This window comes from Dehalococcoidia bacterium (assembly GCA_030648205.1).
Taxonomy (GTDB): Bacteria; Chloroflexota; Dehalococcoidia; order JAUSIH01; family JAUSIH01; genus JAUSIH01.
Window position 1 is genome coordinate 1 of record JAUSIH010000090.1, and the last position, 22,608, is coordinate 22,608.

Here is a 22,608-nt window from a genome sequence, read left to right on the forward strand (position 1 = left end):
CCACCACGCCCGGCTTGCCGCCGCCGACATTAATCATGAGCAGGCGCATCGCCCGACCGATGACCGCGTTCGCCCGCTTGCTTGGCCCCATGCAGCCCGGCCCGCTGTTAATGTCAAGCTCTTTGGCTATCGGCCCGTTCACGATGAACAGGGGCGCGACCGGATTGGTCGTCGTCTGAACGGCGAACAAGTTAAAGTCCTTCTCGATGATCGCTTCAGTCGCGGCGATCAGCACCGGCATGTGCTGGGGCAGGCACCCCGCCATCACGCCGTTGATGGCGATCTTCTCCACCGTCGCCTCCGCATACACGGGGGCGAGCTGCCCCAACAACTCGCCCGGCGCGCGGTCGGTGTACTCCAACATGCGGAGCACGCGCTCCTCGGTGGGACACACGATGGGCAAACCCTCGGTCCAGCCCTTCTGATAGTAGTAGTCGTTAATGGCCTGCGGGTCATCGGAGACCTCAACCCGCTTGGACACGATCCTGGCGGTTGCCATAGCACCTCCTTTTCCATGCGAAAGGGCCGGATGCGCAACATCCAGCCCTTTCGTGACTTATGTCAAAGACTAGCTAGCGAGTGGGCGTCCGTGCGGGGTGACGTGCGGACTGCTCCAAATTGGCGACGATTTGCTCGGCGACTTTCGGCGCCTGCGAGGTGTCAAAGGGCCAGGGCACCACAATCAGAGGCATCTTGTCCAGCCCCTTGGCCTTGGACGTGACCCGGGCCAGGGACTCGAAGGGCTGGGAGCACATGCTGATGACCGATGCCCCCCGCTTGGCCAGCTCAACACCGTCGTGGATACACCACGGCGTGCAAGAGCCTCAGACCCCTATCCCGTTGACGACCAGGTCGCATTTCTGCGCCATGCTGTTCAGGGTGTCTTCCGACGCGCCCTGGCTGTTCTTGGAACGAAACTTCTCGCCCCAGACCACGTCCTTGATCTGGTAGCGCTGCTTCAATATCTTCAGCACCTCTTTGTACAGCGCGTCAATGCGAAGGAACTGGCCCGCGCCGTCGCCGTTGAGAAAGCCGATGACCTTGCCGTTCAAGTCCGACGGCAGGGGATTAGGCTCACGCTGCGCGATCTTGGACTCCGCCGTGGGGTCCAGCGCCATGATGGTGTTTGCCGGCATACTCGCCTCCTCTCGGATTTCTCCGCTCGCTATCCTTTTTACCAGCCTTGCGTGTCGTTGTCAATGGCGCACCCCTGGGCGGACGGCTAGCGGTTGCCTGGACTACGCGGCGGATGTATACTTGTCACCAGACGGGTAGGCCGGACGACCGCTCCTTCGGCGCATGCCGAGGGGGAGGAAAGTCCGGGCTCCACCGGGCAGGGTGCTGGATAACGTCCAGGCGGGGAAACCCGACGGATAGCGCCACAGAAACATACCGCCTCGTGACGAACGGGGTAAGGGTGCAACGGTGCGGTAAGAGCGCACCAGCGGCCGGGCGACCGGTCGGCTAGGCAAACCCCACCCGGAGCAAGGCCGAATAGGAGGGCGAAGGGCGCCCGGCCCGCCCTCGGGTTGGCTGCTAGAGGCGGCGGGTAACCGTCGTCGGAGAAAGATGGTCGTCGCCCCGTGGGAGCGCAGGAAGAAGGCCCTGCCGTAAACTGCACTCCCGCAGGGTACAGAACCCGGCTTACAGGCCTGCCCGTCTTCTCGGCCCGCTGGACACCGCCAGGTCGCCCAGCGGGCCTTTGCTTTGATAGCCAACGTGCGCTAAACTTTGCAAATAGTCGAAAAGCGATGACGCAGCTATGGCAACGCCACATATTTCCTCATGGTCAGACATAGCAAGTGAGTACACGGACGCCCTTCTATTGGGAAACGGGGCAAGCCGTGCTCTTCATCAAGACTTCACATACGAGTCTTTGCTAGAAGCTGCGCGCAAAATCGGCAAGATCCCTCGGGAAGTCGAGCAAATTTTCAAGAATTTGGACACAACTGATTTTGAATTGGTGCAGAGTATGCTCTCGCACGCACGTCGAATCAACCACGCCCTAGAGATTGAGGATCAAGGCAAGATAGCTGCTATTTACGAGGATATCCGGCAGGCTCTAATCGCAGCGGTCAACAGCGTACACGTTCCTTACCCTGCGGTAGTGGATCATTTGCAACCCATTGCAGAGTTCATGCGCCATTTCAAATTTGTCATTAGCTTGAATTATGATCTAATAGTCTATTGGGCCATGTTGTGGGCTAACGACCACCCGAAGAAAACTGACATGTTCAAAGACTGTTTTATAGCGGGCGAATTCGATCACGACTGGAAAAAGTACATTGAGTCTATCAAGGGGGCTAAGAGTTCTACTCTGGTGTTTTATCCACATGGAAATCTAGCGCTGGCAAGTGAAAGTACTACGGGAAATGAAACCAAGGTTGCCAAAGGGAATGATATGAATCTATTAGCTAGTATCACGAAGACTTGGAAGGAGCGCGACGCAATCCCCTTGTTCGTAAGCGAAGGGGAATCGCGGCAAAAACTTCGAGCTATTATGCGTAGCCCCTACCTAAGCACGGTATACGCTTCGGTTCTACCAAATACCGGATCTACGATTGTCATTTACGGGTGTTCACTCGGCGACCAAGATGAGCACATTGTCAATCGCCTCTGCGTCAATAGAGCCAAAATCGCTATTTCTATCCACGGTTACGCCACCAAACCTTCCTGGGATTTGAACAAGTCCTGTGCCATCTTTGAGGCGAAAGTCAGAAAAGTCAACCAAAGCGCGGATTTGATTTTCTTCGATTCTGAGAGTCCTGGATGCTGGCCGCATACTCAACCAACCAAGTAGATACCCTTTCGTTCGCCTAACCATTGACCGCTTCCGTTCGCGGCGCTATACTCGGTCGGTTATCGGAGTCATTCACCGGCCGAACACAACCACATGCCGAAGAAGACTATAACGCACAAGTCCGCCACAGCCCAGCAGCCGCCGGCTGACCTCTCGCCGGAGGCCATCCAGAAGGCGCTCGCCACCCGTACGTTCGGGCGGCGGCTGCACTTCCAGGAGACCATGAACTCCACCCAGGACGAAGCCCACCACCTGGCCTTCCTGGACGCGCCGGAGGGCACCCTGGTCCTGGCCGAGTCCCAGACCGCGGGCAGGGGACGCTTCCAGCGCGCGTGGATATCGGACCCCGGCGGCAGCCTGACCTTCTCGCTCATTCTCAAGCCCAAGCTCGCAGACCTGCCCAAGCTCAACATGCTGGCGTGCCTGGCCGTCCTCTTCAGCATCCGCAGGTACACCGGCCTCCCGGCCAAGATCAAGTGGCCCAACGATATCCTCATCCGTGGCAAAAAGGTCTGCGGCATCCTGATAGACAGCCAGATGCGCCTGGACGAGGTGGAGTACGCCATCGTCGGCGTTGGCCTGAACGTGAACGTGGATATGAAGAAGTACGGGGACGTCCCTTCGGCCACCAGTATCTCCAACGAACTGGGCCGCCGCGTCTCGCGCCCTGAACTGCTCGCCCACATCATGGGAGACATGGAGCGCCTTTACGAGAGCCTCCAGAAATGGGACTCCATCCACGATATCTGGGCGCTGTTCCTGGACACCCTGGGCCACGATGTCGCCGTGCGATGGGGCGATACCGTCGAGCGAGGGCGCGCCGAGTCAGTGGACCAGGACGGCAACCTGATGCTGCGCCGCCCGGACGGCTCGCTCGTGCGCGTCGTCGCGGGTGAAGTCACCCTGCGCGCCTAGCGCGCACCCCCACCGGGGAGACAGATGTGAGCATACAGCACGGCCCCACGCAACGGCTCGCCTTCCTGGCCGACGCCAGCGTGCCGGAATTGGTCATCCAGGCGTTGCAGACCAAGGGCATGGACGTGGCCCGTGAAGGCCGCGACGAGTGGGACGTACAGGTCCCCATCAAAGGCCTGGACGAGCGCCGCGCCGCCGTGATGCTGGCGGGCGATCGCGTCTTCCTCACCACCGACCGCCGCCGACTGCGGGGCAGGCATATCCCCAGCCAGCACGGGGGCGTGGTGACCATCATCGGCATGGAGGGCGAGCCTGAACGCGTAGCCGAAACAGTTGCGCGGTTCCTGAAAGCGCTGCGGGGCGCCGGTCGGGGCTACACCCGTCTCCGCGACCGGCGCTTCGTGTGGGCCGAGGACCGTCTGGTTGAGATGCTTCCGGACGGCGCGAAGAGGGTCTGGTCCCGGGCCAGATAGCCCCGCCCATCCACCCTGGAGACCGCGGCGTCTTTTGTGAGGCCACCATGAACGTGGAGCAGATCACCAGGCTTATCTCCCTGAGCGAGCTCTTCTACGGGCTGCGGGAGAGCCTGCTGTGCCAGCTCGCACGGGCGGCGGTCGTGCAGGAAGTGCCCGCCGATACCGTGATCATCAGACGGGAGGAATCCACGGCGGGGCTGGGCCTTCTGCTGACAGGCGAGCTCTCCTACAGCGCCCTGGTCAACGGGTTGGAAATCGTGGCCCTTATGCTAGGCCCCGGGTCATGGATTGGCCTGGGCGCGCTGTTTGAGCATCGCCCGAGCGGCAGCCAGATTCGGACAATGACTCCCAGCACTTTATTGTGGCTGGACGCGAAGGATGTCCTGCGACTGCTCGCCGAAGCGCCTGAAGACGCTCAGATTGTCCTTGCGCGGGCGCGCGCCCAGTTTGACGAGCGCCTGGAGGCCATCAATAAGGGTATCGAGGCGGCGAAATAGGACGGGCGGGGCGTAGCAGGCTTACCGGCTGCCTTCCTCTCCTCCCCACACGTCCGTCCAGTCCCACGCCAGGTGCGGGTATCGGGCCGCCAGCAGAGGCATATGCTCAGTGGTCAGCAGCGGCAGCGCCGTCGGCGCGAGCGCCCGCAGGGCGGCGACGCGCTCCGCCGAGCCTTCGGCAGTCAGCCCGGCAAGGGTGGCGGCGCCCACGTTTTTCCCCTGCGCCAGCACACGGAATCCGCCCAGGCCGTCGGGCCGCAGCAGGTCCCGCAGGGCCAGCATGTTAGCGTCACGTTCCCGCTGGGGCAGGCCTTGCCTCCTGGCCGCCTCCATGACACCCTGCATCCCCAGGTTGAGGAGAAAGGCCCGCTGGCTCGTCAGCCCCAGCGCACGCAGCCCATGGGCCTCTCCCGCGGCGGCCAGCGCCGAAAAGTCCACGTGGGCGGTGATGTCCTGCTCTCCCATGCGCTGGTACGGGCTGCCCGCGGGGGCGTGCTTGTAGTAGCAGGCCAGCGTCCCCTGCAGCCGCTCCGCGCCGTACAGCCGCTCCGCCACGTCGCCGTAGTCAACGGTCAACACGAAGCCCCGCGTCAGGGCCGACGCCACGCTCCGCGACCAGGCCTCCAGCCCCAGGCAGACCTCCGCCCGCTGCCCCTCCTGTAGCGTTATGCCCAGTCGCGCGAAACGCTCCTCCAGCGCGGGCGTGGACGGCCCGCCAAGCTCCTCGACGAAGCGTCCCTCCGCGTCCAGCGCGACGTACACGTCCTGAAGCCGACCGCCCACCCACGCAACCCGGTGCACGGGGAATGCGTCCACCAGCTCGTTGGCGAGGATGCAGCCCTCCACGTTCCGGACGGGCAGTCCCTCGCCGAGCACCCAGTGTGGCGCGCTGTCCGCCGCGCGCATGGCGGGAGGGCGACGCTCGATGGCGACGTAGCGCAGGGCGCGGCGGAAGTCCGGTGACAAATGTTCAGCATGGGCGAGCACGTCCCGCGCGAGGCGGCCATTCCCCGCCCCCGGCTCCACGATGTGGAATACGCGAGGAGAGTCCAGCAGCCGCCACATCTCTTCCATCTGCCGCGCAATGAGCGCGCCGAAGGCGGGGTGGGCTACCGGGGAGGTGTAGAAGTCGCCTATGGGGCCAACAGGCTCGCCCGAGGTGTAGTAGCCGCCCGCCGGGTCGTAGAGGGCGATCGCCATGAAGTCAGCGAACGTGATGCGCCCTCTCTCGCGGAGGCGCGCCCTGACCGCCTGCTCCAGTGCTGCTGTCATCGTCGTTAAGCAAAGTCGCCGAGGGTGGTCTCCCCCGGCGACATTGTAACCGAAGTGTGGGCGGGCGTTACAGGGCGCCCACCTTAGGGGAAACCCCGGCGCTCCGCTTCTCAATGGGCACGTACTCCAGGTCCATAGGACCCACGTACTTGAGCAGCGGGCGGATGAGCACGTTATTATGCCACTGCTCCATGAACTGCGCGGTCCAGCCGGGGACACGGCCCATGGCGAAGATGGAGATGAAGACGTCCTCCGGGACACCCATCAGATAATAGACTGACCCGGCGTAGAAGTCCACGTTGACAAAGATACCCTTGGCGCGGTAGGGGGCCATCACCTTCTCCTCCAGGTGCAGGAGGAGCTTGAACCACTGGGGTTGCCCCTTTCTCTCGCCAAGCCAGCGGGAGCGCTCGCGCAGGTGCCGCGCCCGCGGGTCCTCCGCCTTATAGACGCGGTGCCCAAAGCCCATGATCTTCTCGCCACGGCTGGTGAGGCTCTTGACGTAGGCCTCCGCCTTCTCCGGAGTCTCAATGTGATGGACCAGGTCCATCACAGCTTCCGCCGCGCCGCCATGCCAGGGACCCTTCAGCACGCCGATGCCTCCGACGACAGCGGAGTGCAGGTCGGAAAGGGTGGAGGCAGACTGACGGGCCGCGAAGGAGGAGGCGTTGGAGCCGTGCTCCGCGTGAAGGATGAAGTCAACGTCCAGTATTTTCGCCTCTTCCGGGTCGGGCTTTTTCCCGAACATCATGTACAGGAAGTTGGCCGCGTGGCCCAGGTCCGGCGAGGGCGGGACGGGCTGCAGGCCCTTGCGAATCCGATGATGGGCGGCGACGATGGTGGCCGCCTGGGCGGTGAGCCGGACGCCCTTGCGGAGGGTGGACTCCACAGACTTGTCCTCCGTGTCCGGGTCGTACGCCGCCAAGGCGGAGATCCCGGTGCGAAGCACATCCATGGGGTGGGCCTTTTGTGTCAGCTCTATGACTTTGATGATCTGCGGGGGGATGGCTCGGCCGGCGCGGAGTTGAGCGTCAAATGCATCGAGTTCGCCGCGGGTGGGAAGCTTACCGTGGAGGAGGAGAAACACCGTCTCTTCGAAGGTGGATTTTTCCGCTAAATCATGGATATCGTAGCCCCGGTAGAGTAACTTGCCAATACCGCCATCAATGAAACTTGACTCCGTCTTGTCCAGATAGACGTCCTTAAGCCCTGGGTGAAGCTGGATCTCTTGCATTGCTCCTCCTTGACAGCCATAACGGCTTTTTTCGTCAGGTCTCAGAGCGAGGGACTTACCGGAGCGGCCTGCTTCTCATCCGTCACCATGCCCCCTGGAACCGCCACACGTGGCCGGAACCGGTCCCATGCTAGGAATGAGCTGTGCTGCGGGGAGTTTGCACGCCTCCTCTTCGAGGAGCATCCTGAAGACCTTGATAGCAACTGGACGGCCGCCTACCGGCCCAACCCTCACACTTTAGCACTTGCGCGGACACTGGTCAAGCTTCATTGCGACGAAAGACATCCAAGGCAACAAGCGCAGCACTCTTTCCAAAGCATGCAGAGCGTGAATTACCACGCCGGTCCCGCTGCATGGCCGCCAGCCGCTTGAACACCCCCGCGCCTGTGCTAAACTGCCTCTTGCGCAGAGATTCTTCATCGGCCTTTGCGGGATCGGATTGAAACGGGCGTGATTGCACTTGTGAGTACACCTGAGCGCGTTCTTCAGGGCAAGGTCGCCGTGGTGACGGGCGGCAGCCGCGGCCTGGGCAGGGCGATGGCCGACGGGCTGTCTTCCTGACGTCCGACGCCTCAAGCTATGTGACCGGGCACACGCCGTACGTGGACGGCGGCTGGCACGCCGCTTGAGCAGCAGAGCGCATCCACGGGTGCAGCGACTTGACGCCCTGGGCGCGCTTTGATACACTTTGTGCTTCTGGAAGCAATGTGAAAATTTTAACGTTTTGCCCGCTTCGACATCCAAAAGACCCCGTTGCGGAAGGATGACATGACCGTTCATAGACAGCGTCTGCTGTGGGCCCTTGCTCCCGTTTCCATGTTCCTTCTGGCCTTGGCGCTCGCGGGCTGCGCGCCGACTCCACAGACCACCCTCCTCCCCAAGTCCGACTACGCCGCCAGAATCCAGGGCCTCTTCGAGCTAATCCTGGTAATCGCCGCCATCGTCTTCGTTGTGGTGGAAGGGTTTCTCATCTACACCGCCATCCGCTTCCGTAAACGGAAGGGCCAGGACCTACCCGCCCAGTCCCACGGGAGCCAGAAACTGGAGATTGCCTGGACATTCGCCCCTGTCGTCGTCCTAGCCATCATCACCGTGCCCACCATCAGCACCATATTCGCCACCCAGCAGCCGGCCCCCGCCGACGCTCTGGAGGTCAAGGTCATGGCGCACCAGTGGTGGTGGGAGTTCTCCTACCCCTCGCTGGGCATTGTCACCGGTAACGAGATGCACATACCCGTCGGCAAGACTACCAGCCTTGTCATGAAGTCGAACGACGTCATCCACAGCTTCTGGGTGCCGCAGCTTGCCGGCAAGCGCGACGTGTTCCCGAATCGGGAGACCCGCATCACGTTCATACCCGACGAGCCGGGGACGTACCTGGGCCAATGCGCCGAGTTCTGCGGACTCTCCCACGCCAACATGCGGTTCCGGGTTGTGGTGCACACGCCGGAGGACTTCCAGGCGTGGGTGAAGGCGCAGAAGACGCCCTCTATCGCCCCGACCACTGAGTTGGCGAAGAAGGGCCAGCAGCTCTTTTTCGCGACGCCGCCCGGCTGCACGGCCTGCCACACCATTGACGGCACGCAGGCCAAGGGGCTGGTCGGCCCGAACCTGACGCGCATCGGCGCGCGCGGCACTACCGCCGCCGGCACTCTGGAGAACACGCCGGACAACATGGCGCGGTGGCTTACAGACCCCGAGGCGGTGAAGCCCGGCTCCAAGATGCCGAACCTCCACTTGAGCGAGAGCGACATCTCGGCGCTGGTCGCTTTCCTTGAAAGCATGAAGTAGCGGACTGCGGAGACAGACATGACGACGCTAGCGGCACCCATGCGCCGGCCCGTGGCCTACACCGGCGTATGGAGCTGGATCACGACGGTGGACCACAAGAGGATAGGCATCCTCTACGGCGCCAGCGCTCTGTTCTTTCTGCTTGTGGGCGGCATAGAGGCCCTGCTGATACGCACGCAACTCGCCGTGCCGGGCAACACCCTTGTGTCCTCCGACACCTACAGCCAGCTCTTCACCATGCACGGCACCACGATGATCTTCCTGTTCGTCATGCCCCTCAGCGCCGCCTTCTTCAACTTCATGGTGCCGCTGATGATAGGCGCGCGCGACGTCGCCTTCCCCCGCCTGAATGCCCTCAGCTACTGGGTGTTCCTGTTCGGCGGCCTCTTCATGAACTCCAGCTTTTTCATGGGCGGAGCGCCCGACGCAGGCTGGTTCGGCTACGCCAACCTGACCTCTAACCAGTTCTCGCCGGGCGCGCGTATCGACTTCTGGGTGCTGGGCCTCCAAGTCCTGGGCCTCTCGTCTCTGATGGCCGCGCTCAACTTCATTGTCACCATCCTCAACCTGCGCGCCCCGGGCATGAGCATGATGCGCATGCCCCTCTTCGTCTGGATGACCCTGATAACGTCCTTCCTGCTGGTCTTCGCGCTGCCGGTGCTGACCGTGGGCCTTACCCTTCTGCTGTTCGACCGCTTCTTCGGCACGCACTTCTACATTCCCGCGGGAGGCGGCGACCCGCTGCTCTGGCAGCACCTGTTCTGGATATTCGGACATCCGGAGGTTTACATCCTCATCCTGCCCGCAATGGGCATGGTCTCCGAGGTGCTTCCCACCTTTTCGCGCAAGCCTCTGTTCGGATACCCGTTCGTCGTCTACTCCGGCATACTCATCGCGTTCCTGGGGTTCGGCGTATGGGCGCACCATATGTTCGCAGTAGGCATGGGCCCCGTGGCTGACGCCGTTTTCGCCACCACAACCATGCTCATCGCCGTCCCGACGGGCGTAAAGATATTCAACTGGATAGGCACCATGTGGGGAGGCGCATTAGACTTCAAGTCGCCCCTCTGCTTCGCCGTCGGCTTCATCGGCATGTTCATCATAGGAGGGATAAGCGGCGTCATGCACGCCTCCGTACCCCTGGACTTGCAGCAGACCGACACCTACTTCGTCGTCGCTCATCTGCATTATGTCCTGTTCGGCGGGGCCGTCTTCGGCCTGTTCGCCGGCATCTATTACTGGTTCCCCAAGATCACCGGCCGCATGCTCAACGACGCGTGGGGCAAAGTCCACTTCTGGATCATGTTCGTCGGCGCCAACCTGGCCTTCTTCCCCATGCACCTTCTGGGCCTGGACGGCATGCCGCGCCGCATCTACTCCTACGATCCAAGCATGGGCTGGAACCTGTGGAACCTGGTCTCAACCGTGGGCGCGTTCACCATCGCCCTCTCCGTGCTCATATTCGTCATCAACGCCATCACCGCTCTCCGGCGAGGGGCGCGCGCACCCAACGACCCGTGGGACGCTCAGACGCTCGAATGGTCAATTTCTTCGCCGCCGCCGGTCTATAACTTCGCCACGATTCCCGTTGTCCACAGTCGGCGCCCGTTCTGGGATGAGAAATACCCGGACGCGGCGCACGGGAAGGCCGCGCACGCGGAGCCGGAGCACCACGGCGCTATCCATATGCCCAACCCGTCCTATTTCCCCATCGTCATCGCCCTGGGCATTCTGGTGGCCGTGTCCGGCCTGATGATTCACCCCGCGGTCAGCATCCTTGGCGCCATAATCATGCTCATTGGAGTCTACGGCTGGTCGTTTGAGCCCGCCGCCTGAACACACGTCTTACAGATACGGATAGATACAGGAGGACACGGAGTTGGCAGCGTCCGCTACCGGCCACTCGATGGAACACCCGACGAGCACAGGCGTCAACCACAGGAAGCTCCTCATGTGGACGTTCCTGGGGTCGGAGTGCCTGTTCTTCGGCTCGCTGATCTCGACCTACCTGGTCAACAAGGGCAAGAGCCTAGTGGGGCCGTATCCCCACGAGCTGTTCGACATCCCGTTTACCTCCGTGAGCACCTTCGCCCTGCTCATGAGCAGCCTGATGATGGTGCTGGCGTACGCCGCCATCCAGAAGGGCAACCAGCGGGGTGTCCGTACTTGGCTTCTCGCGACAGCCTTCATGGGCCTCGTCTTCCTTGGAGGCCAGTTCTTCGAGTTCGCCTCATTCGTCCGCGAGGGCCTGACGCTTCAGACAAATCTCTTCGGCGCTTCTTTCTTCTTGCTGACAGGCTTCCACGGCGTCCACGTGACCATTGGCGTCATCTGGCTGCTTTCCCTGTGGGTAGTCGCAATACGCGGCGGGTTGACCAGGGAGAAGAGCCTGAACGTGGACCTGGCCGCTCTGTACTGGCACTTTGTGGACGTTGTCTGGATCATCATCTTCACAGTGGTCTATCTGATTCCGTAGAATATATTGAGGCGGATGGCTGGAGGGGCGCCGCCTCCTTCAGGAGATAGCTATGGAAAGCAAGGCGCAAGGACTCCCCGCTCATACCGACACATCGGAGCACAAGCACCCCGGCCCGGGCAAATACATCCTGGTGGGGGCGGCGCTGGTCATGCTCACGGTCACGGAAGTGGCCGTGTATTACATCGCGTCGCTGCGGGGCGTCCTGGTCCCGCTGCTCCTGGCGCTCTCCGCGACCAAGTTCTCCCTTGTCGTTCTCTTCTACATGCACCTCAAGTTCGACAGCCGCCTTTTCTCAGGGCTGTTCTTCGGCGGGCTGGCGCTCGCCTGCGTCTTGATGCTCTCGTTGTTGCTCCTCTTCCGAGTCTTCGTCGGCGGCTAGCAGGGCCATAGACGGGGCCTCGGTGCCCCCGCGATAGGCCAAACGGACACGTAGGGGAGAGTGGATGGTAGCGGCGCAAGTGGCGACTCCCGCCGATGTGCTGGGCATCTGGTCCTGGGACCCGGGCGTCCTGATCGGTCTCGTCCTCGCCGCCGTCCTGTACGCCGTCGGGCTGGGGCGCAGCGCCAGAGGCCGCCTCGGCCTTTTCCCGTGGTGGCGTCCCGCCTTCTTCTACGCAGGCCTGCTGGTCATCGCCGTCGCGCTGGTCTCCCCCCTGGACGCGCTGGCGCACGAGCTGTTCTCAGCCCACATGGTCCAGCACGTACTCCTCTCCACGGTGGCTCCGCCGCTGGTCCTTCTGGGCGCGCCCTTCCTGCCGCTCCTCCGCGGGCTGCCCCGCGCGCTCCGCCGGCGCGTCGTTGCGCCCCTGGCTCACAACGCGATGGTGCGGCGCACCCTGACCGCCGTCACGCAGCCCCTGGCGGCGTGGCTGTTGTACACAGGACTCTTCTGGGCGTGGCACGTCCCCGTGCTGTATGACCTGGCGGTGCGGCATACGGCTGTGCACATCCTGCAACACATGGTCTTCTTCGGAACGGTCCTGCTGTTCTGGTGGAACGTCGTGGACCCCATCCCGCTGCGCGCGCACCTGCGCCATCCGGTGCGCATCCTGTACCTTTTCGTCACCACCATCCCCAACTCGGCCCTCTCCGCGTACCTGGCCCTGTCCACCACCCCGTGGTTTGCTTCGTATTTGGACACAACGCGCGTTTGGGGCCTGGCGCCCCTGGAAGACCAGAGCCTGGGCGGCCTCATCATGTGGGTGCCCGGCGGCCTGCTGTACCTGCTGGCCATCTCCGGCGTGTTCTTCAGCATGCCGGAGGCGCGGGACGAGCGCGCGCGGGAGCAGGGCGCCTGACGGACGGCTAAACGACCAGGACGAGGCGGCTACCGTAGCTGGCGAAACGGTGCGGCGCGGGCGCGTGCCAACGGCTCGCGGTTGACCCGCCTTCCGCGAGAAGCTATACTTCCAGTGTAACCGGCAAGCGAGGAGGGTTTGGTCTTGGACTTCTCTCCGGCCATCGCCGGGCAGGGCGAGGAACACTCCGGTCCCCACGAAGCGTGTGGCGTCGTCGGCGTGTACTGTCGTGGGGCGGACGTCGCCCGCATCGCCTACTTTGGGCTGTTTGCCCTCCAACACCGCGGCCAGGAAAGCGCGGGCATCGCCACCGCTGACGGCACGAGCATGTCGGTGCACACCTCCATGGGCCTGGTGGGCCAGGCTTTCACGGAGGACATCCTGTCCCGGCTGAAGGGACATATCGCCATAGGCCACACGCGCTACTCCACCACCGGCTCCAGTCGCGCGTGCAACGCCCAGCCCTTTCTGGTGAACGGCCCGGCAGGCGACATGGCGCTGGCGCACAACGGCAACATCGTCAACGCCCAGCCCCTGCGGAGCCACCTCCAGGCGGAGGGCTGCGTCTTCAACACCACCACGGACTCCGAGGTCATCGCTCACGTATTGGCCCGCGCTCCCGGCGCAACGTGGGAGGAGCGCGTGGCCCATCTCATGCGGGAGTGCCAGGGCGCCTATTCCCTCACCGTCGCCACCAAGGACACGGTCCTGGGCATCCGCGACCCGCTGGGCGTCCGCCCTCTCTGCCTGGGCAAGCTGAACGGCGGATGGGTTATCGCGTCGGAAAGCTGCGCCCTGGACCACATCAGCGCCCAGTTCCTGCGCGAGATTGAGCCGGGCGAGGCCGTCATTATTGACTCCAACGGGCTGCGCACGTGGAAGACGTCGGAGCCGAAGCGCCGCGCCCTCTGCATCTTCGAGTACATTTACTTCGCGCGGCCGGACAGCGTCATCAATCAGAAGCTCCTCTACCCCGTCCGCGAGGCCATGGGCGCCCAACTGGCCCGCGAGTTCCCGGTCTCCGCGGACCTGGTCATCGGCGTGCCGGACTCCGCTATCGCCGCGGCCGTGGGCTACTCCCGGGAGTCGGGCATCCCCTACAGTGAAGGACTGGTGAAAAACCGCTACGTGGGCCGCACCTTCATCCAACCGGACCAGCGCCTGCGGGAGTTGGGCGTGCGACTCAAGTTCAATCCCCTGCCCGAGGTCATTCGGGACAAGCGCCTGGTGGTCGTGGACGACAGCATTGTGCGGGGGACGACGACGCCCCAAGTGGTCAGCTTGCTGCGCAGGGCTGGCGCAAAAGAGGTGCACCTGCGCATCTGCGCGCCGCCTATCCGATGGCCCTGCTACTTCGGTGTGGACATGGCCACCCAGCGCGAACTGATTGCCGCCAACATGTCCATCACGGAGATCGCCCAGCACCTGGGAGTGGACTCCCTGGGCTACTTGAGCATGGACGGCCTGGTCAAGGCAGTCGGCCTGCCCAAGAACGACTTCTGTCTGGCCTGCTTCTCCGGCCAGTATCCCATCCCCATCCAGTTTGGGCTGGACAAGATGCACCTGGAGAAGAACGACCTGCCCTCCCCCACAGCCCTGGAAGGCAAGTAGGGCCCCCGCGTGATGCCCCGGAACCAGAAGCATACGAAGAGTACCACGAAGCGGGCGTCCCCACCCACGTCCCCGACGTCAGCCTATCGCTCGTCCGGAGTGGACCTGAACGCTAACGCCCACGCCAAGGAGCTTATCAAGGCCCTGGCGCGCACCACCTTCCGCCCAGGCGTCGTCGGGGACATCGGCTTCTTTGGCGGCATGTTCCAGGTCAAGGGCTTCCGCAACCCGGTCCTGGTCGCCAGCACCGACGGCGTCGGCACCAAGCTCAAGATAGCCGCTCTCATGGGCCGCTACGACACCATCGGCATTGACCTGGTCAACCACTGCGTCAACGACATCTTCACCTGCGGCGCGGAGCCGCTGTTCTTCCTGGACTACATCGCCATGGGCCGGATGGTGCCGGAGCGCGCGGCGGATCTGGTCAAGGGCCTGGCGACGGCGTGCCGCGCGAACAACTGCGCCCTCATCGGCGGCGAGACGGCCACCATGCCGGGCATCTACGCCCCTGACGACTTTGACCTGGCGGGGTTCATCGTGGGCGCCGTGGAGCGCGCCAAGGTCCTGGACGGCTCCAACATCGCCGCGGGCGACGTGCTTCTGGGCCTGCCGTCCAGCGGGCTGCACACCAACGGCTACAGCCTGGTGCGGAAGATATTCCACATTGACGAGAACGCCAAGGCGCTGCGCAAGCGCCACGCCGGCCTCGGCGCTACGCTGGGCGAGGCGCTGCTGGCGCCCCACCGCTGCTACTACGAGGCGCTGCGGGGCCACCTCTCACGGATCAACGGCCTGGCCCACATCACGGGCGGCGGCTTCTACGAGAACATCCCGCGCACCCTGCCGCAGGGGCTGGGCGTCCGCATCAATCCCACGTCATGGGACACGCCGCCCCTCTTTCGCCTCATCCAAAAGACGGGTGCTATCTCCTCACGAGAAATGCACAGCGTCTTCAACATGGGTATCGGCATGATAGCCATTTGCACGCCGGACAACGCCCGGAAGATACAGCGCAAGCTCTCCGAGGGCGTCATCATCGGCGAAGTCGTGAAGCTGGGGAAAAAGACAGAGCGCGTAGTCATTGAAGGAATACGAGCGAGCTAAGATGCGTGCAATACTGAGCGTTTCCGACAAGAACGGTCTGGCGGAGTTCGCCCGCGGCCTCGCGGGCCTGGGCTGGGAGCTGTACTCCACCGGCGGGACCAGGAAGGCGCTGGAGACGGCTGGCGTGGCCGTGCACTCTATATCCGATCTGACGGGCTTCCCGGAGATTCTGGACGGCCGGGTCAAGACCCTGCACCCCGCCGTCCATGGCGGCCTGCTGGCCCGGCGCGACGTGCCCGCGCACCGCGAGGAGTTGGCGCGGCAGAAGATAGGCTTCATTGACCTGGTCTGCGTGAACCTCTACCCCTTCGTCCAGACGGTGAGCAAACCGGACGTGAGCCTGCAGGACGCCCTGGAGAACATTGATATCGGCGGGCCGACCATGATCCGGGCCTCCGCGAAGAACTTCCCGCACGTGCTGACCGTGGTGGACCCCGCGGACTACGCGCTGGTGCTGGAGCGGCTGCGCGCGGGCGCCGTGCCTCTGGAGGAGCGCCGCAAGCTGGCCCGGAAGGCGTTCCAGCATACCGCCGTCTATGACACCGCCATATCGCGTTACCTCTCGGACGCCGACGAGGCAGCCTTCCCCGCCGAACTGACCATCGGCATGACGAAGCTCTTCGACCTGCGCTACGGGGAGAACCCCCACCAGCACGCCGCGTTCTACAAGGAGGTGCTGTCGGGCGCGGGGACCATCGCCGCAGCGGAGAAGCTGCACGGCAAGGAGCTGTCCTTCAACAACATCCTGGACGCAGACGCCGCGTGGAAGGTGGCCTCAGACTTCTCCGGCTGCGCGTGCGCCGTCATCAAGCACACCAACCCCTGTGGCCTGTCCGTGCACCAGGACCAGGCGGAAGCCTACCGGCGCGCCTACTCCGGCGACACCGTCTCCGCATTCGGGGGCATCGTCGCGTTCAACCGGACGCTCACTATGGCGGCGGCGCAGGAGGTCGCGAAGATATTCTACGAGATCGTGCTGGCGCCGGACTTCGAGCCTGACGCGCTCGCCCTGTTGCAAAAGAAGCGCGACCTGCGTATCCTGCGCATGGGCCAGCCCCGCAACGAGCGGCAGTCCCTGGACTTTCGTCGTGTGGGAGGCGGCGTGCTCGTGCAGACGCCGGACGCCATTGACGAAGACCCCGCCACGTGGAAGACGGTCGCCACGCGCGCCCCTACGCCGGACGAGCTGCGCGACCTGACCTTCGCGTGGCGGGCGGTCAAGCACGTCAAGTCCAACGCCATCGTCCTGGCGCGGGACGGGACGTTGCTCGGAATGGGCGCGGGCCAGCCCAACCGCGTGACCAGCGTCCACCTGGCGCTTCTCCGCGCGGGGGAGCGGGCGAAAGGCTCCGTGCTCGCCTCCGACGCCTTCTTCCCCTTCCCTGATGGTGTAGAATTGGCAGTCCAGGGCGGAATTACGGCCATAGCGCAGCCCGGCGGCTCCATCCGCGACAAGGAAGTCATCGAGGCCGCCAACAAAGCGGGCGCGGCGATGGTCTTCACGGGCATCCGGCACTTCCGGCACTAGAAGAAGCGCTGGTTGGAAATTCTGATCGCTTCGGGCCATGTGAGTTAAGGGAGGGACTAGATGCTGTTACAAAAGAGTATTGACCGCGTTGACGACATTGTGGAGGGCCTGCCGCAGGCGGACTGGGCCGTCTTCGACCGCATCTACCGCGTGAGCATCGCGCTGGGCCAGATGCGCCCGCCGGACAGCATGGTGCCGTGGATTGAAAAGCGCTTTGGCTCCGTGGACGAGGTCACGATCCAGAAGATCGTCAAAATCACCAACGTGGTGACATGGGAGGGCGCCCTCTTCAACCGGCTGCGGGCCAAGCGCCCCATGATGAAGCGGGACGTCCTGGCCATGGAATCGCAGATATTCAACGGCGACCCCCTGACCGACCCCTTCGCCAGCCCGCTGCGGGACACGCCCGCAGACAGCTTCGGCCGGGTGGAGGGCCGCTACTGCATCACGGCGAGCAACATCGCCAAGTACGACGGCTACCACGGCGTGGCGGTGTTCAAGGAGGCCAGCCCGTGGCGGTTCGGCCGGGAGCAGGTGGTGGACTACTTCGAGACAGGATTCCGGTGGGCGCGGAAGGGGATCGAGGAAGACCCGGACGCCCGGTACTTCTTCTTCATGTGGAACTGCCTCTGGCGCGCCGGGGCCACCATCAACCACGGCCACGCTCAGATGTCCCTGTCCCACGACATGCACTATGCCCGCATCGAGCATCTGCGCCAGGCCGCGCTGGCCTATCGCGCGCGGTACGGCTCAAGCTACTTCGACGACATGTACCACATTCACGAGACCCTGGGCCTGGGGACGCGGCTGAACGACGTCACCATCATGGCCCACCTCACGCCCATCAAGGAGAAGGAGATCCTCCTCATGGCGCCGAAGCCATGCCAGGAGCTCTGGGAGCGCACCTACGACGCCCTGGCCTGCCTGCGGGACCACCTGGGCGTGCTCTCCTTCAATCTGGCGCTTTACACGCCGCCCCTGGCGCGCACCGACGAGGACTGGAGCGACTTCCCGACCATTGTGCGCATCGTGGACCGGGGCGACCCCACAGTGCAGCCGTCGGACATCGGCGCGATGGAGCTGTACGCCCAGCCGGTCATTTCCAGCGACCCCTTCCAGGTGGCCGCCACCCTGCTCGCGGCGCTGAGGTAGGCTGAGGCGACGCAGACCGCTGGCCGAACGCGCGGACGCTCTCTCGCCCTATCAGAAGTCATCCCGAAAATGTGCGCTCACCCTTCGACAGGCTCAGGGTGAGCGGGGCACACCGCTCATGGTGAGCCTACCTGCCCTGAGCAGAAGGGTCGAACCATGAGAGAGTACCTGCCAAGGGTTTCGAGACAGTCCTACGACTTGACGCGCCGTTGTTTTCATGACATCCGTTGACATCATCATCCCCGTGTACAACGAGGAGCGGGACCTGCCCCGCTCCGTCGCCACGTTGAGCCAGTTCCTCCGCGACAACCTGAGCGGACGGACGTGGCGCATCGTCATCGCCGACAACGGCTCCACCGACGGCACGCTCGCCATCGCGCAGGCGCTGTCCGCCAGGCTGCCCGGCGTCACCTGTATCCACCTACCGGAGAAGGGGCGCGGGCGCGCCCTGCGCCGGGCGTGGCTGGAGAGCGACGCGGACATCGTGAGCTACATGGACGTGGACCTCTCCACGGACCTGAAGGCGTTCCCCGCGCTGGTGCAGGCCATCGAGCAGGGGGCGGACATCGCCGTCGGCTCGCGGCTGATGCGCGGCTCACGGGTGATGCGACGGCCCCTCAAGCGCGAGATAACCTCCCGCGGCTACAACATCCTCATCAAGTTGCTGTTCTGGACCCGCTTCAGCGACGCCCAGTGCGGCTTCAAGGCCCTCTCCCGCCGGGCCGCCCAGGCCATCCTGCCCGTGACCAAAGACCTCGCGTGGTTCCTGGACTCGGAGATACTCATCATCGCCGAGAAGAACGGCCTGCGCATCGCGGACGTGCCCGTGACCTGGGTGGACGACCCGGACTCGCGGGTCAAGGTCATGAAGACGGCCTGGGGAGACATCAAAGGGCTGCTGCGCCTGCGCTTCGGAGGGATTCCGCGCGTGGCGCTGCCCGCGGCGAAGCCGAACCCACCTACAACTTCATCCGGTACGCCATGACGACGATGCCCGGCGCGGGGTGAAAGTCGTACTCCGGCGCGCGCACGAACCCCATGCGTTCGTACATCCCCCGCGCCACGGCCATGACCGTCGTCGTGTGCAGGCCCAGCGTCGTCACCCCGCGCTTGCGGCTCCGCTCCATGCACTCGCGCATTAGCGCCTCGCCGACGCCCCTGCCACGCGCGTCCGGGTGCACGGCGAGCAGGCGCACGCCCGCCCACTCCGGCGGCCAGCCCTCCATGCCGGAGCGCGAGCCGTCCGGGTAGAGCGTGACCGCCCCGACGATGCGTCCGGCCTCCTCCGCGACGATCAGCTCGGCGTGCGGCAGGCGGCCCCGCACGTCCAGGATGTCGGCGGCGTACCGCTCCCAGCGTCCGGTGGGAAAGGACGCCTCGTACTGCTGGTACGCGGCGAGCATGACCCGCGCGGCCTCGTCCAGCTCGTCTGGACGCGCGGGGCGGATACGGAGGGTCATTCGCCTTCAGCAATATCTCCAACGGAGACATCCACAAACTCGTTGGATGATAACGAGGGACCCTTGTCCTGCCTTATCTTCTTCCTACGGCCACCGAATACACCACCGGAGAACACGTTCTGAGTGAGTATCCGATATATATCGCTGTCATACTCGGTTGTGGGGGTTGCCGTGCATAGTTGCGCTTGCACCTGCGTGACAACTACGTTTAGCTTTTGGTATGCTACTTGTCCCAAAACTTTACCCGTGTCTGGGTCTGTCACTTCACGAGAACCGAAGATATTGAACCTCGTTCCCTCTTTAACTCCCGCCTGAGAGCCGATATTCAACACGAGCTTGTCCTCATTCAGTATTGCAGCAACCTTCCCACGGAGCTGTGGTATGCTTCGTGGTTGGACATTCTTTTTTCCTTGTTCGGATGATTGGCTGGTCATGATCCCTCCTCCGAGATACCGACACTCTTGAGCAACATCACCAGCTCGGTACTTAGATCACTCTGCCCGTAGAAATGACTATCTACTCCTGACGGCGGTGAAGGGTCAGCATTTGCCCGCACATTCAAGTCTTGCCAAAACTTGGGGCTTGTGGCATTGAGCACGACCCCTTCGCATTGGGCGAAATCCACTTTGTTGACTATCAAAACGCCCAACAGTTCATTCGTAGCTTTCACGTAAAGCGCAATAAAGCTGTCATGGGCTACGCCATCCTGCAACCCTTTGTCAAAGACCAACCGTAGACGACCATCTTTGATGTGCTTGGACAAAACTGTAACGGGTCGTCCTGCGAGCGTACTAGAGCTTGCCTGTGCTTTGAGTGCTCCCTGGGCAAATGCATCAATTTCGGCTTTGCGAGCTGTGGTCAAGCTACGTTGATATGATTTGTTTGCCTCCGTGAGAGCATCTACCGCCGCTAATGCGATTGGATATTTCGCTATGCGGTCTCGAGCGTGAATCGCCCACTCCCATGTGAACATCACAAACGGCCACATCCCAAATGAGAAAATTACGCTTCCACTGAAGATGCAAGCAATGATGCTCACTCTCACATAAAGGCCAATCTGGGGGTCAACTATGGCAAATCCAACGATGCCCAGCGCGCTCATAAATAAGCTGGGTAACAACGATTTCTTGGTAACGACCCTCTGTCGCCAGTTCAGCTTCGGGCTTTGAACTCGCGCCGTTTTGTCGATTCTGGCTTGAGTGGCCATCACCAAGATACCTGCTTTAGTCCCTTCAGGAAGAAGACCTATGGGTAGCAAGCCAATGGCCCATAGGGGCTACCTAATTTTGAAAGCCGCTTACCGTGTGCCCGAAACGGAGTTGTTTTAGAGCGCCCCGTTTCTCCACGCCGCCATTATACTCGCGCCCGCCGTGATCGCCAGCACGTCGCCGGGGCGCGCCAGCCTTATGCGGACACAGCACGGGCGTGGGCGATCTCGCGCCGACCAATAGGCCGGACCTGCTCCCTCATCAGAGAAACGACCGTCAGTGTCTCCCCATCCAGCGCTGTGAACTCCACTTCAAAGCCCTTTTTGCCGTGTGCCAAGACTACGGCGCCCACATCGCCCTGCCTCAGCCCGTGCTCAGGCAGATCAACCGTCAGCACAACCGTGTCCAGCTCTTTAATCATCATTGCCCGCTTCTACCGGATAGCAGCGCCACAGCCTCACATCCAGTAACCAATAATACGCCTGCACCGCCGTCATTGCGAGGACTTCGGCTTTCCGGAGGACGAAGGAATCAGCCATGCCCCTCCGAAGCGTCACAAAGGATGTAAATGTGGCCGCCAACCCGTCATTCCGGACTTGATCCGGAATCCAGACCCTAGCCTTTGTGGATTCCGGCGTTCGCCGGAATGACAAAAAGGCCTTGCACGGCAATCTGTACCAGAGCCGACCCCGCCGCCAGATTGCCACGGCCCTCCTTCGTCGGGCCTCGCAATGACATTGTGACGACCTTCGGGGGCGCGTAAGCTGGTGTTGGAACAAGCTCTAATCCCCAATCCCTACCCCGCCTCCTCCGCCACGGTGTGCACCTTCAGCAGGTTCGTGCTGCCGGACACGCCCAGCGGCACGCCCGCCGTGATCACCAGCACGTCGCCGGGGCGCGCCAGCCCCAGCTCCCGCGCGCACCGCGACGCCGTCGCGAACACCTCGTCCGCGCTCGACTGCTCGGCGACGACGACGGGATGCACGCCCCAGACCAGCGCCAGCCGTCGCCGCACATCCTCGCGGGAGGTCAGCGCCAGCAGGGGCGTCCGGGGTCGGTAGCGGGCGACGCGCAGCGCCGTGCTGCCCGACGTGGTGAACGCCACGATGGCCCGCGCCCCCACGATGCCCGCTGTGTGGCAGGCGTCGTGCGCGATGGCGTCGTCAATGGCGTCGCCGACCTCCCGTCGCCGCTCCTCGGCGACCTGCTGGAACGGGAACGACGTCTCCGTCTCGCGGGCGATCTTCTCCATCATGCGCACCGTCTGGACCGGGTACTGGCCCACGGAGGTCTCGCCGGAGAGCATGACGGCGTCCGTGCCGTCGAGGATGGCGTTCGCAACGTCCGTGACCTCCGCCCGCGTGGGGCGCGGCGCCAGTATCATGGACTCCAGCATCTGCGTGGCCGTGATGACCGGCTTGCCCAGGCGGTTCGCCGCGCGAATGATGCCCTTCTGCACGTGCGGAATCTTCTGCACGGGCATCTCCAGGCCGAGGTCGCCGCGCGCCACCATGACCCCGTCCACCTCCCGCAGGATGGCGTCGAGCCTCTCCACTGCCTGCCGCATCTCTATCTTGGCGATGAGCGGGATAGTCGCCCCGCGCTCCCGCAGCGCGTCCCGCGCCTGGCGAATGTCCTCCGGCCCGCTCACGAACGACAGCGCCACCCAGTCGGCGTGCTGCTCCGCGGCGAAGTCGAGGGCGGCGCGCGTCGCGTCCGTCAGAAAGGGTATGGAGAGCGGCACGCCGGGGAACACGACGCCCTTGCCCGGCTTCAGCGTCCC

Annotated in this window: 26 protein-coding genes and 1 other RNA gene; 16 read left to right on the forward strand and 11 right to left on the reverse strand. The window is 63.4% G+C overall.

Going from position 1 to position 22,608, the window contains the following annotated elements; all coding sequences use genetic code 11:
* The 3 genes from Q7T26_10175 to Q7T26_10185 form a co-directional block, all read right to left on the reverse strand.
* On the reverse strand, positions 1-499 hold a 499-nt coding region (locus tag Q7T26_10175; protein MDO8532507.1), incomplete at its 3' end, for a hypothetical protein.
* Between the two features lie 73 nt (positions 500-572).
* Entirely contained in the window at positions 573-755 is a 183-nt protein-coding gene (locus Q7T26_10180) for a hypothetical protein (GenBank protein MDO8532508.1), read from the reverse strand.
* 69 nt (positions 756-824) lie between these two features.
* A complete protein-coding gene (locus Q7T26_10185; GenBank protein MDO8532509.1) occupies positions 825-1,136 on the reverse strand; it encodes a hypothetical protein in 312 nt (103 codons plus the stop codon).
* Between the two features lie 132 nt (positions 1,137-1,268).
* On the opposite strand from Q7T26_10185, the gene rnpB reads away from it, so the two are divergent.
* The 5 genes from rnpB to Q7T26_10210 all read left to right on the forward strand — a co-directional run bounded on the left by rnpB (position 1,269) and on the right by Q7T26_10210 (position 4,688).
* Positions 1,269-1,663, forward strand: an RNA gene (rnpB, locus tag Q7T26_10190) — RNase P RNA component class A.
* A gap of 99 nt (positions 1,664-1,762) precedes the next feature.
* Positions 1,763-2,800: a DUF4917 family protein gene (locus tag Q7T26_10195; protein ID MDO8532510.1), complete on the forward strand. Its 1,038-nt coding sequence runs from the start codon at positions 1,763-1,765 to the stop codon at positions 2,798-2,800.
* 93 nt (positions 2,801-2,893) lie between these two features.
* On the forward strand, positions 2,894-3,715 hold the full coding sequence (locus Q7T26_10200) for a biotin--[acetyl-CoA-carboxylase] ligase (GenBank protein ID MDO8532511.1): 822 nt from the start codon (positions 2,894-2,896) through the stop codon (positions 3,713-3,715).
* Positions 3,716-3,741: 26 nt separating this feature from the next.
* Positions 3,742-4,188 (forward strand): hypothetical protein, encoded by a 447-nt coding sequence (locus Q7T26_10205; protein MDO8532512.1) that lies wholly within the window; start codon positions 3,742-3,744, stop codon positions 4,186-4,188.
* A 47-nt stretch (positions 4,189-4,235) separates the two neighbouring features.
* Positions 4,236-4,688 (forward strand): cyclic nucleotide-binding domain-containing protein, encoded by a 453-nt coding sequence (locus tag Q7T26_10210; protein ID MDO8532513.1) that lies wholly within the window; start codon positions 4,236-4,238, stop codon positions 4,686-4,688.
* Between the two features lie 21 nt (positions 4,689-4,709).
* On the opposite strand, the gene Q7T26_10215 is transcribed toward Q7T26_10210, so the two are convergent.
* Together Q7T26_10215 and Q7T26_10220 are read right to left on the reverse strand one after the other, a co-directional pair.
* Positions 4,710-5,960 (reverse strand): SAM-dependent methyltransferase, encoded by a 1,251-nt coding sequence (locus Q7T26_10215; GenBank protein ID MDO8532514.1) that lies wholly within the window; start codon positions 5,958-5,960, stop codon positions 4,710-4,712.
* Between the two features lie 67 nt (positions 5,961-6,027).
* Entirely contained in the window at positions 6,028-7,194 is a 1,167-nt protein-coding gene (locus Q7T26_10220; GenBank protein ID MDO8532515.1) for a citrate/2-methylcitrate synthase, read from the reverse strand.
* 557 nt (positions 7,195-7,751) lie between these two features.
* On the opposite strand from Q7T26_10220, the gene Q7T26_10225 reads away from it, so the two are divergent.
* From Q7T26_10225 to Q7T26_10275, 11 genes are all read left to right on the forward strand, one after another.
* Entirely contained in the window at positions 7,752-7,823 is a 72-nt protein-coding gene (locus Q7T26_10225; GenBank protein ID MDO8532516.1) for a hypothetical protein, read from the forward strand.
* A gap of 139 nt (positions 7,824-7,962) precedes the next feature.
* Positions 7,963-8,985, forward strand: a complete 1,023-nt coding sequence (gene coxB, locus Q7T26_10230) for a cytochrome c oxidase subunit II (GenBank protein ID MDO8532517.1) — start codon at positions 7,963-7,965, stop codon at positions 8,983-8,985.
* A gap of 18 nt (positions 8,986-9,003) precedes the next feature.
* A complete protein-coding gene (gene ctaD, locus Q7T26_10235; protein MDO8532518.1) occupies positions 9,004-10,821 on the forward strand; it encodes a cytochrome c oxidase subunit I in 1,818 nt (605 codons plus the stop codon).
* Between the two features lie 70 nt (positions 10,822-10,891).
* Entirely contained in the window at positions 10,892-11,461 is a 570-nt protein-coding gene (locus Q7T26_10240) for a cytochrome c oxidase subunit 3 (GenBank protein MDO8532519.1), read from the forward strand.
* 52 nt (positions 11,462-11,513) lie between these two features.
* Entirely contained in the window at positions 11,514-11,843 is a 330-nt protein-coding gene (locus tag Q7T26_10245) for a cytochrome C oxidase subunit IV family protein (GenBank protein ID MDO8532520.1), read from the forward strand.
* A 64-nt stretch (positions 11,844-11,907) separates the two neighbouring features.
* Complete coding sequence (locus tag Q7T26_10250) at positions 11,908-12,762, forward strand: cytochrome c oxidase assembly protein (GenBank protein MDO8532521.1); 855 nt, start codon at positions 11,908-11,910, stop codon at positions 12,760-12,762.
* A gap of 144 nt (positions 12,763-12,906) precedes the next feature.
* Complete coding sequence (gene purF, locus Q7T26_10255) at positions 12,907-14,373, forward strand: amidophosphoribosyltransferase (protein ID MDO8532522.1); 1,467 nt, start codon at positions 12,907-12,909, stop codon at positions 14,371-14,373.
* 12 nt (positions 14,374-14,385) lie between these two features.
* Entirely contained in the window at positions 14,386-15,477 is a 1,092-nt protein-coding gene (gene purM, locus Q7T26_10260) for a phosphoribosylformylglycinamidine cyclo-ligase (GenBank protein ID MDO8532523.1), read from the forward strand.
* Position 15,478: 1 nt separating this feature from the next.
* Positions 15,479-17,005 carry a bifunctional phosphoribosylaminoimidazolecarboxamide formyltransferase/IMP cyclohydrolase gene (purH, locus tag Q7T26_10265; protein ID MDO8532524.1) on the forward strand — a complete coding sequence of 509 codons (1,527 nt, stop codon included), beginning with the start codon at positions 15,479-15,481 and terminating at the stop codon, positions 17,003-17,005.
* A 60-nt stretch (positions 17,006-17,065) separates the two neighbouring features.
* On the forward strand, positions 17,066-18,157 hold the full coding sequence (locus Q7T26_10270) for a hypothetical protein (protein ID MDO8532525.1): 1,092 nt from the start codon (positions 17,066-17,068) through the stop codon (positions 18,155-18,157).
* A 217-nt stretch (positions 18,158-18,374) separates the two neighbouring features.
* Positions 18,375-19,142 (forward strand): glycosyltransferase family 2 protein, encoded by a 768-nt coding sequence (locus Q7T26_10275; GenBank protein ID MDO8532526.1) that lies wholly within the window; start codon positions 18,375-18,377, stop codon positions 19,140-19,142.
* Here Q7T26_10275 and Q7T26_10280 read toward each other — a convergent pair.
* The 6 genes from Q7T26_10280 to pyk all read right to left on the reverse strand — a co-directional run.
* Positions 19,117-19,617: a GNAT family N-acetyltransferase gene (locus Q7T26_10280; protein ID MDO8532527.1), complete on the reverse strand. Its 501-nt coding sequence runs from the start codon at positions 19,615-19,617 to the stop codon at positions 19,117-19,119. The genes Q7T26_10275 and Q7T26_10280 overlap by 26 nt on opposite strands.
* Positions 19,614-20,051: a FlgT C-terminal domain-containing protein gene (locus Q7T26_10285; GenBank protein ID MDO8532528.1), complete on the reverse strand. Its 438-nt coding sequence runs from the start codon at positions 20,049-20,051 to the stop codon at positions 19,614-19,616. Before Q7T26_10285 ends, Q7T26_10280 begins: the two co-directional genes overlap by 4 nt.
* Positions 20,048-20,830, reverse strand: coding sequence for a hypothetical protein (locus tag Q7T26_10290; protein MDO8532529.1), 783 nt, complete (start codon positions 20,828-20,830; stop codon positions 20,048-20,050). Before Q7T26_10290 ends, Q7T26_10285 begins: the two co-directional genes overlap by 4 nt.
* A gap of 191 nt (positions 20,831-21,021) precedes the next feature.
* Positions 21,022-21,246, reverse strand: a complete 225-nt coding sequence (locus tag Q7T26_10295) for a DUF4926 domain-containing protein (GenBank protein MDO8532530.1) — start codon at positions 21,244-21,246, stop codon at positions 21,022-21,024.
* Positions 21,239-21,364 (reverse strand): hypothetical protein, encoded by a 126-nt coding sequence (locus tag Q7T26_10300; protein MDO8532531.1) that lies wholly within the window; start codon positions 21,362-21,364, stop codon positions 21,239-21,241. Before Q7T26_10300 ends, Q7T26_10295 begins: the two co-directional genes overlap by 8 nt.
* A gap of 257 nt (positions 21,365-21,621) precedes the next feature.
* Positions 21,622-22,608, reverse strand: a 987-nt coding sequence (gene pyk / locus Q7T26_10305) for a pyruvate kinase (protein MDO8532532.1), incomplete at its 5' end; no start/stop codon positions are given.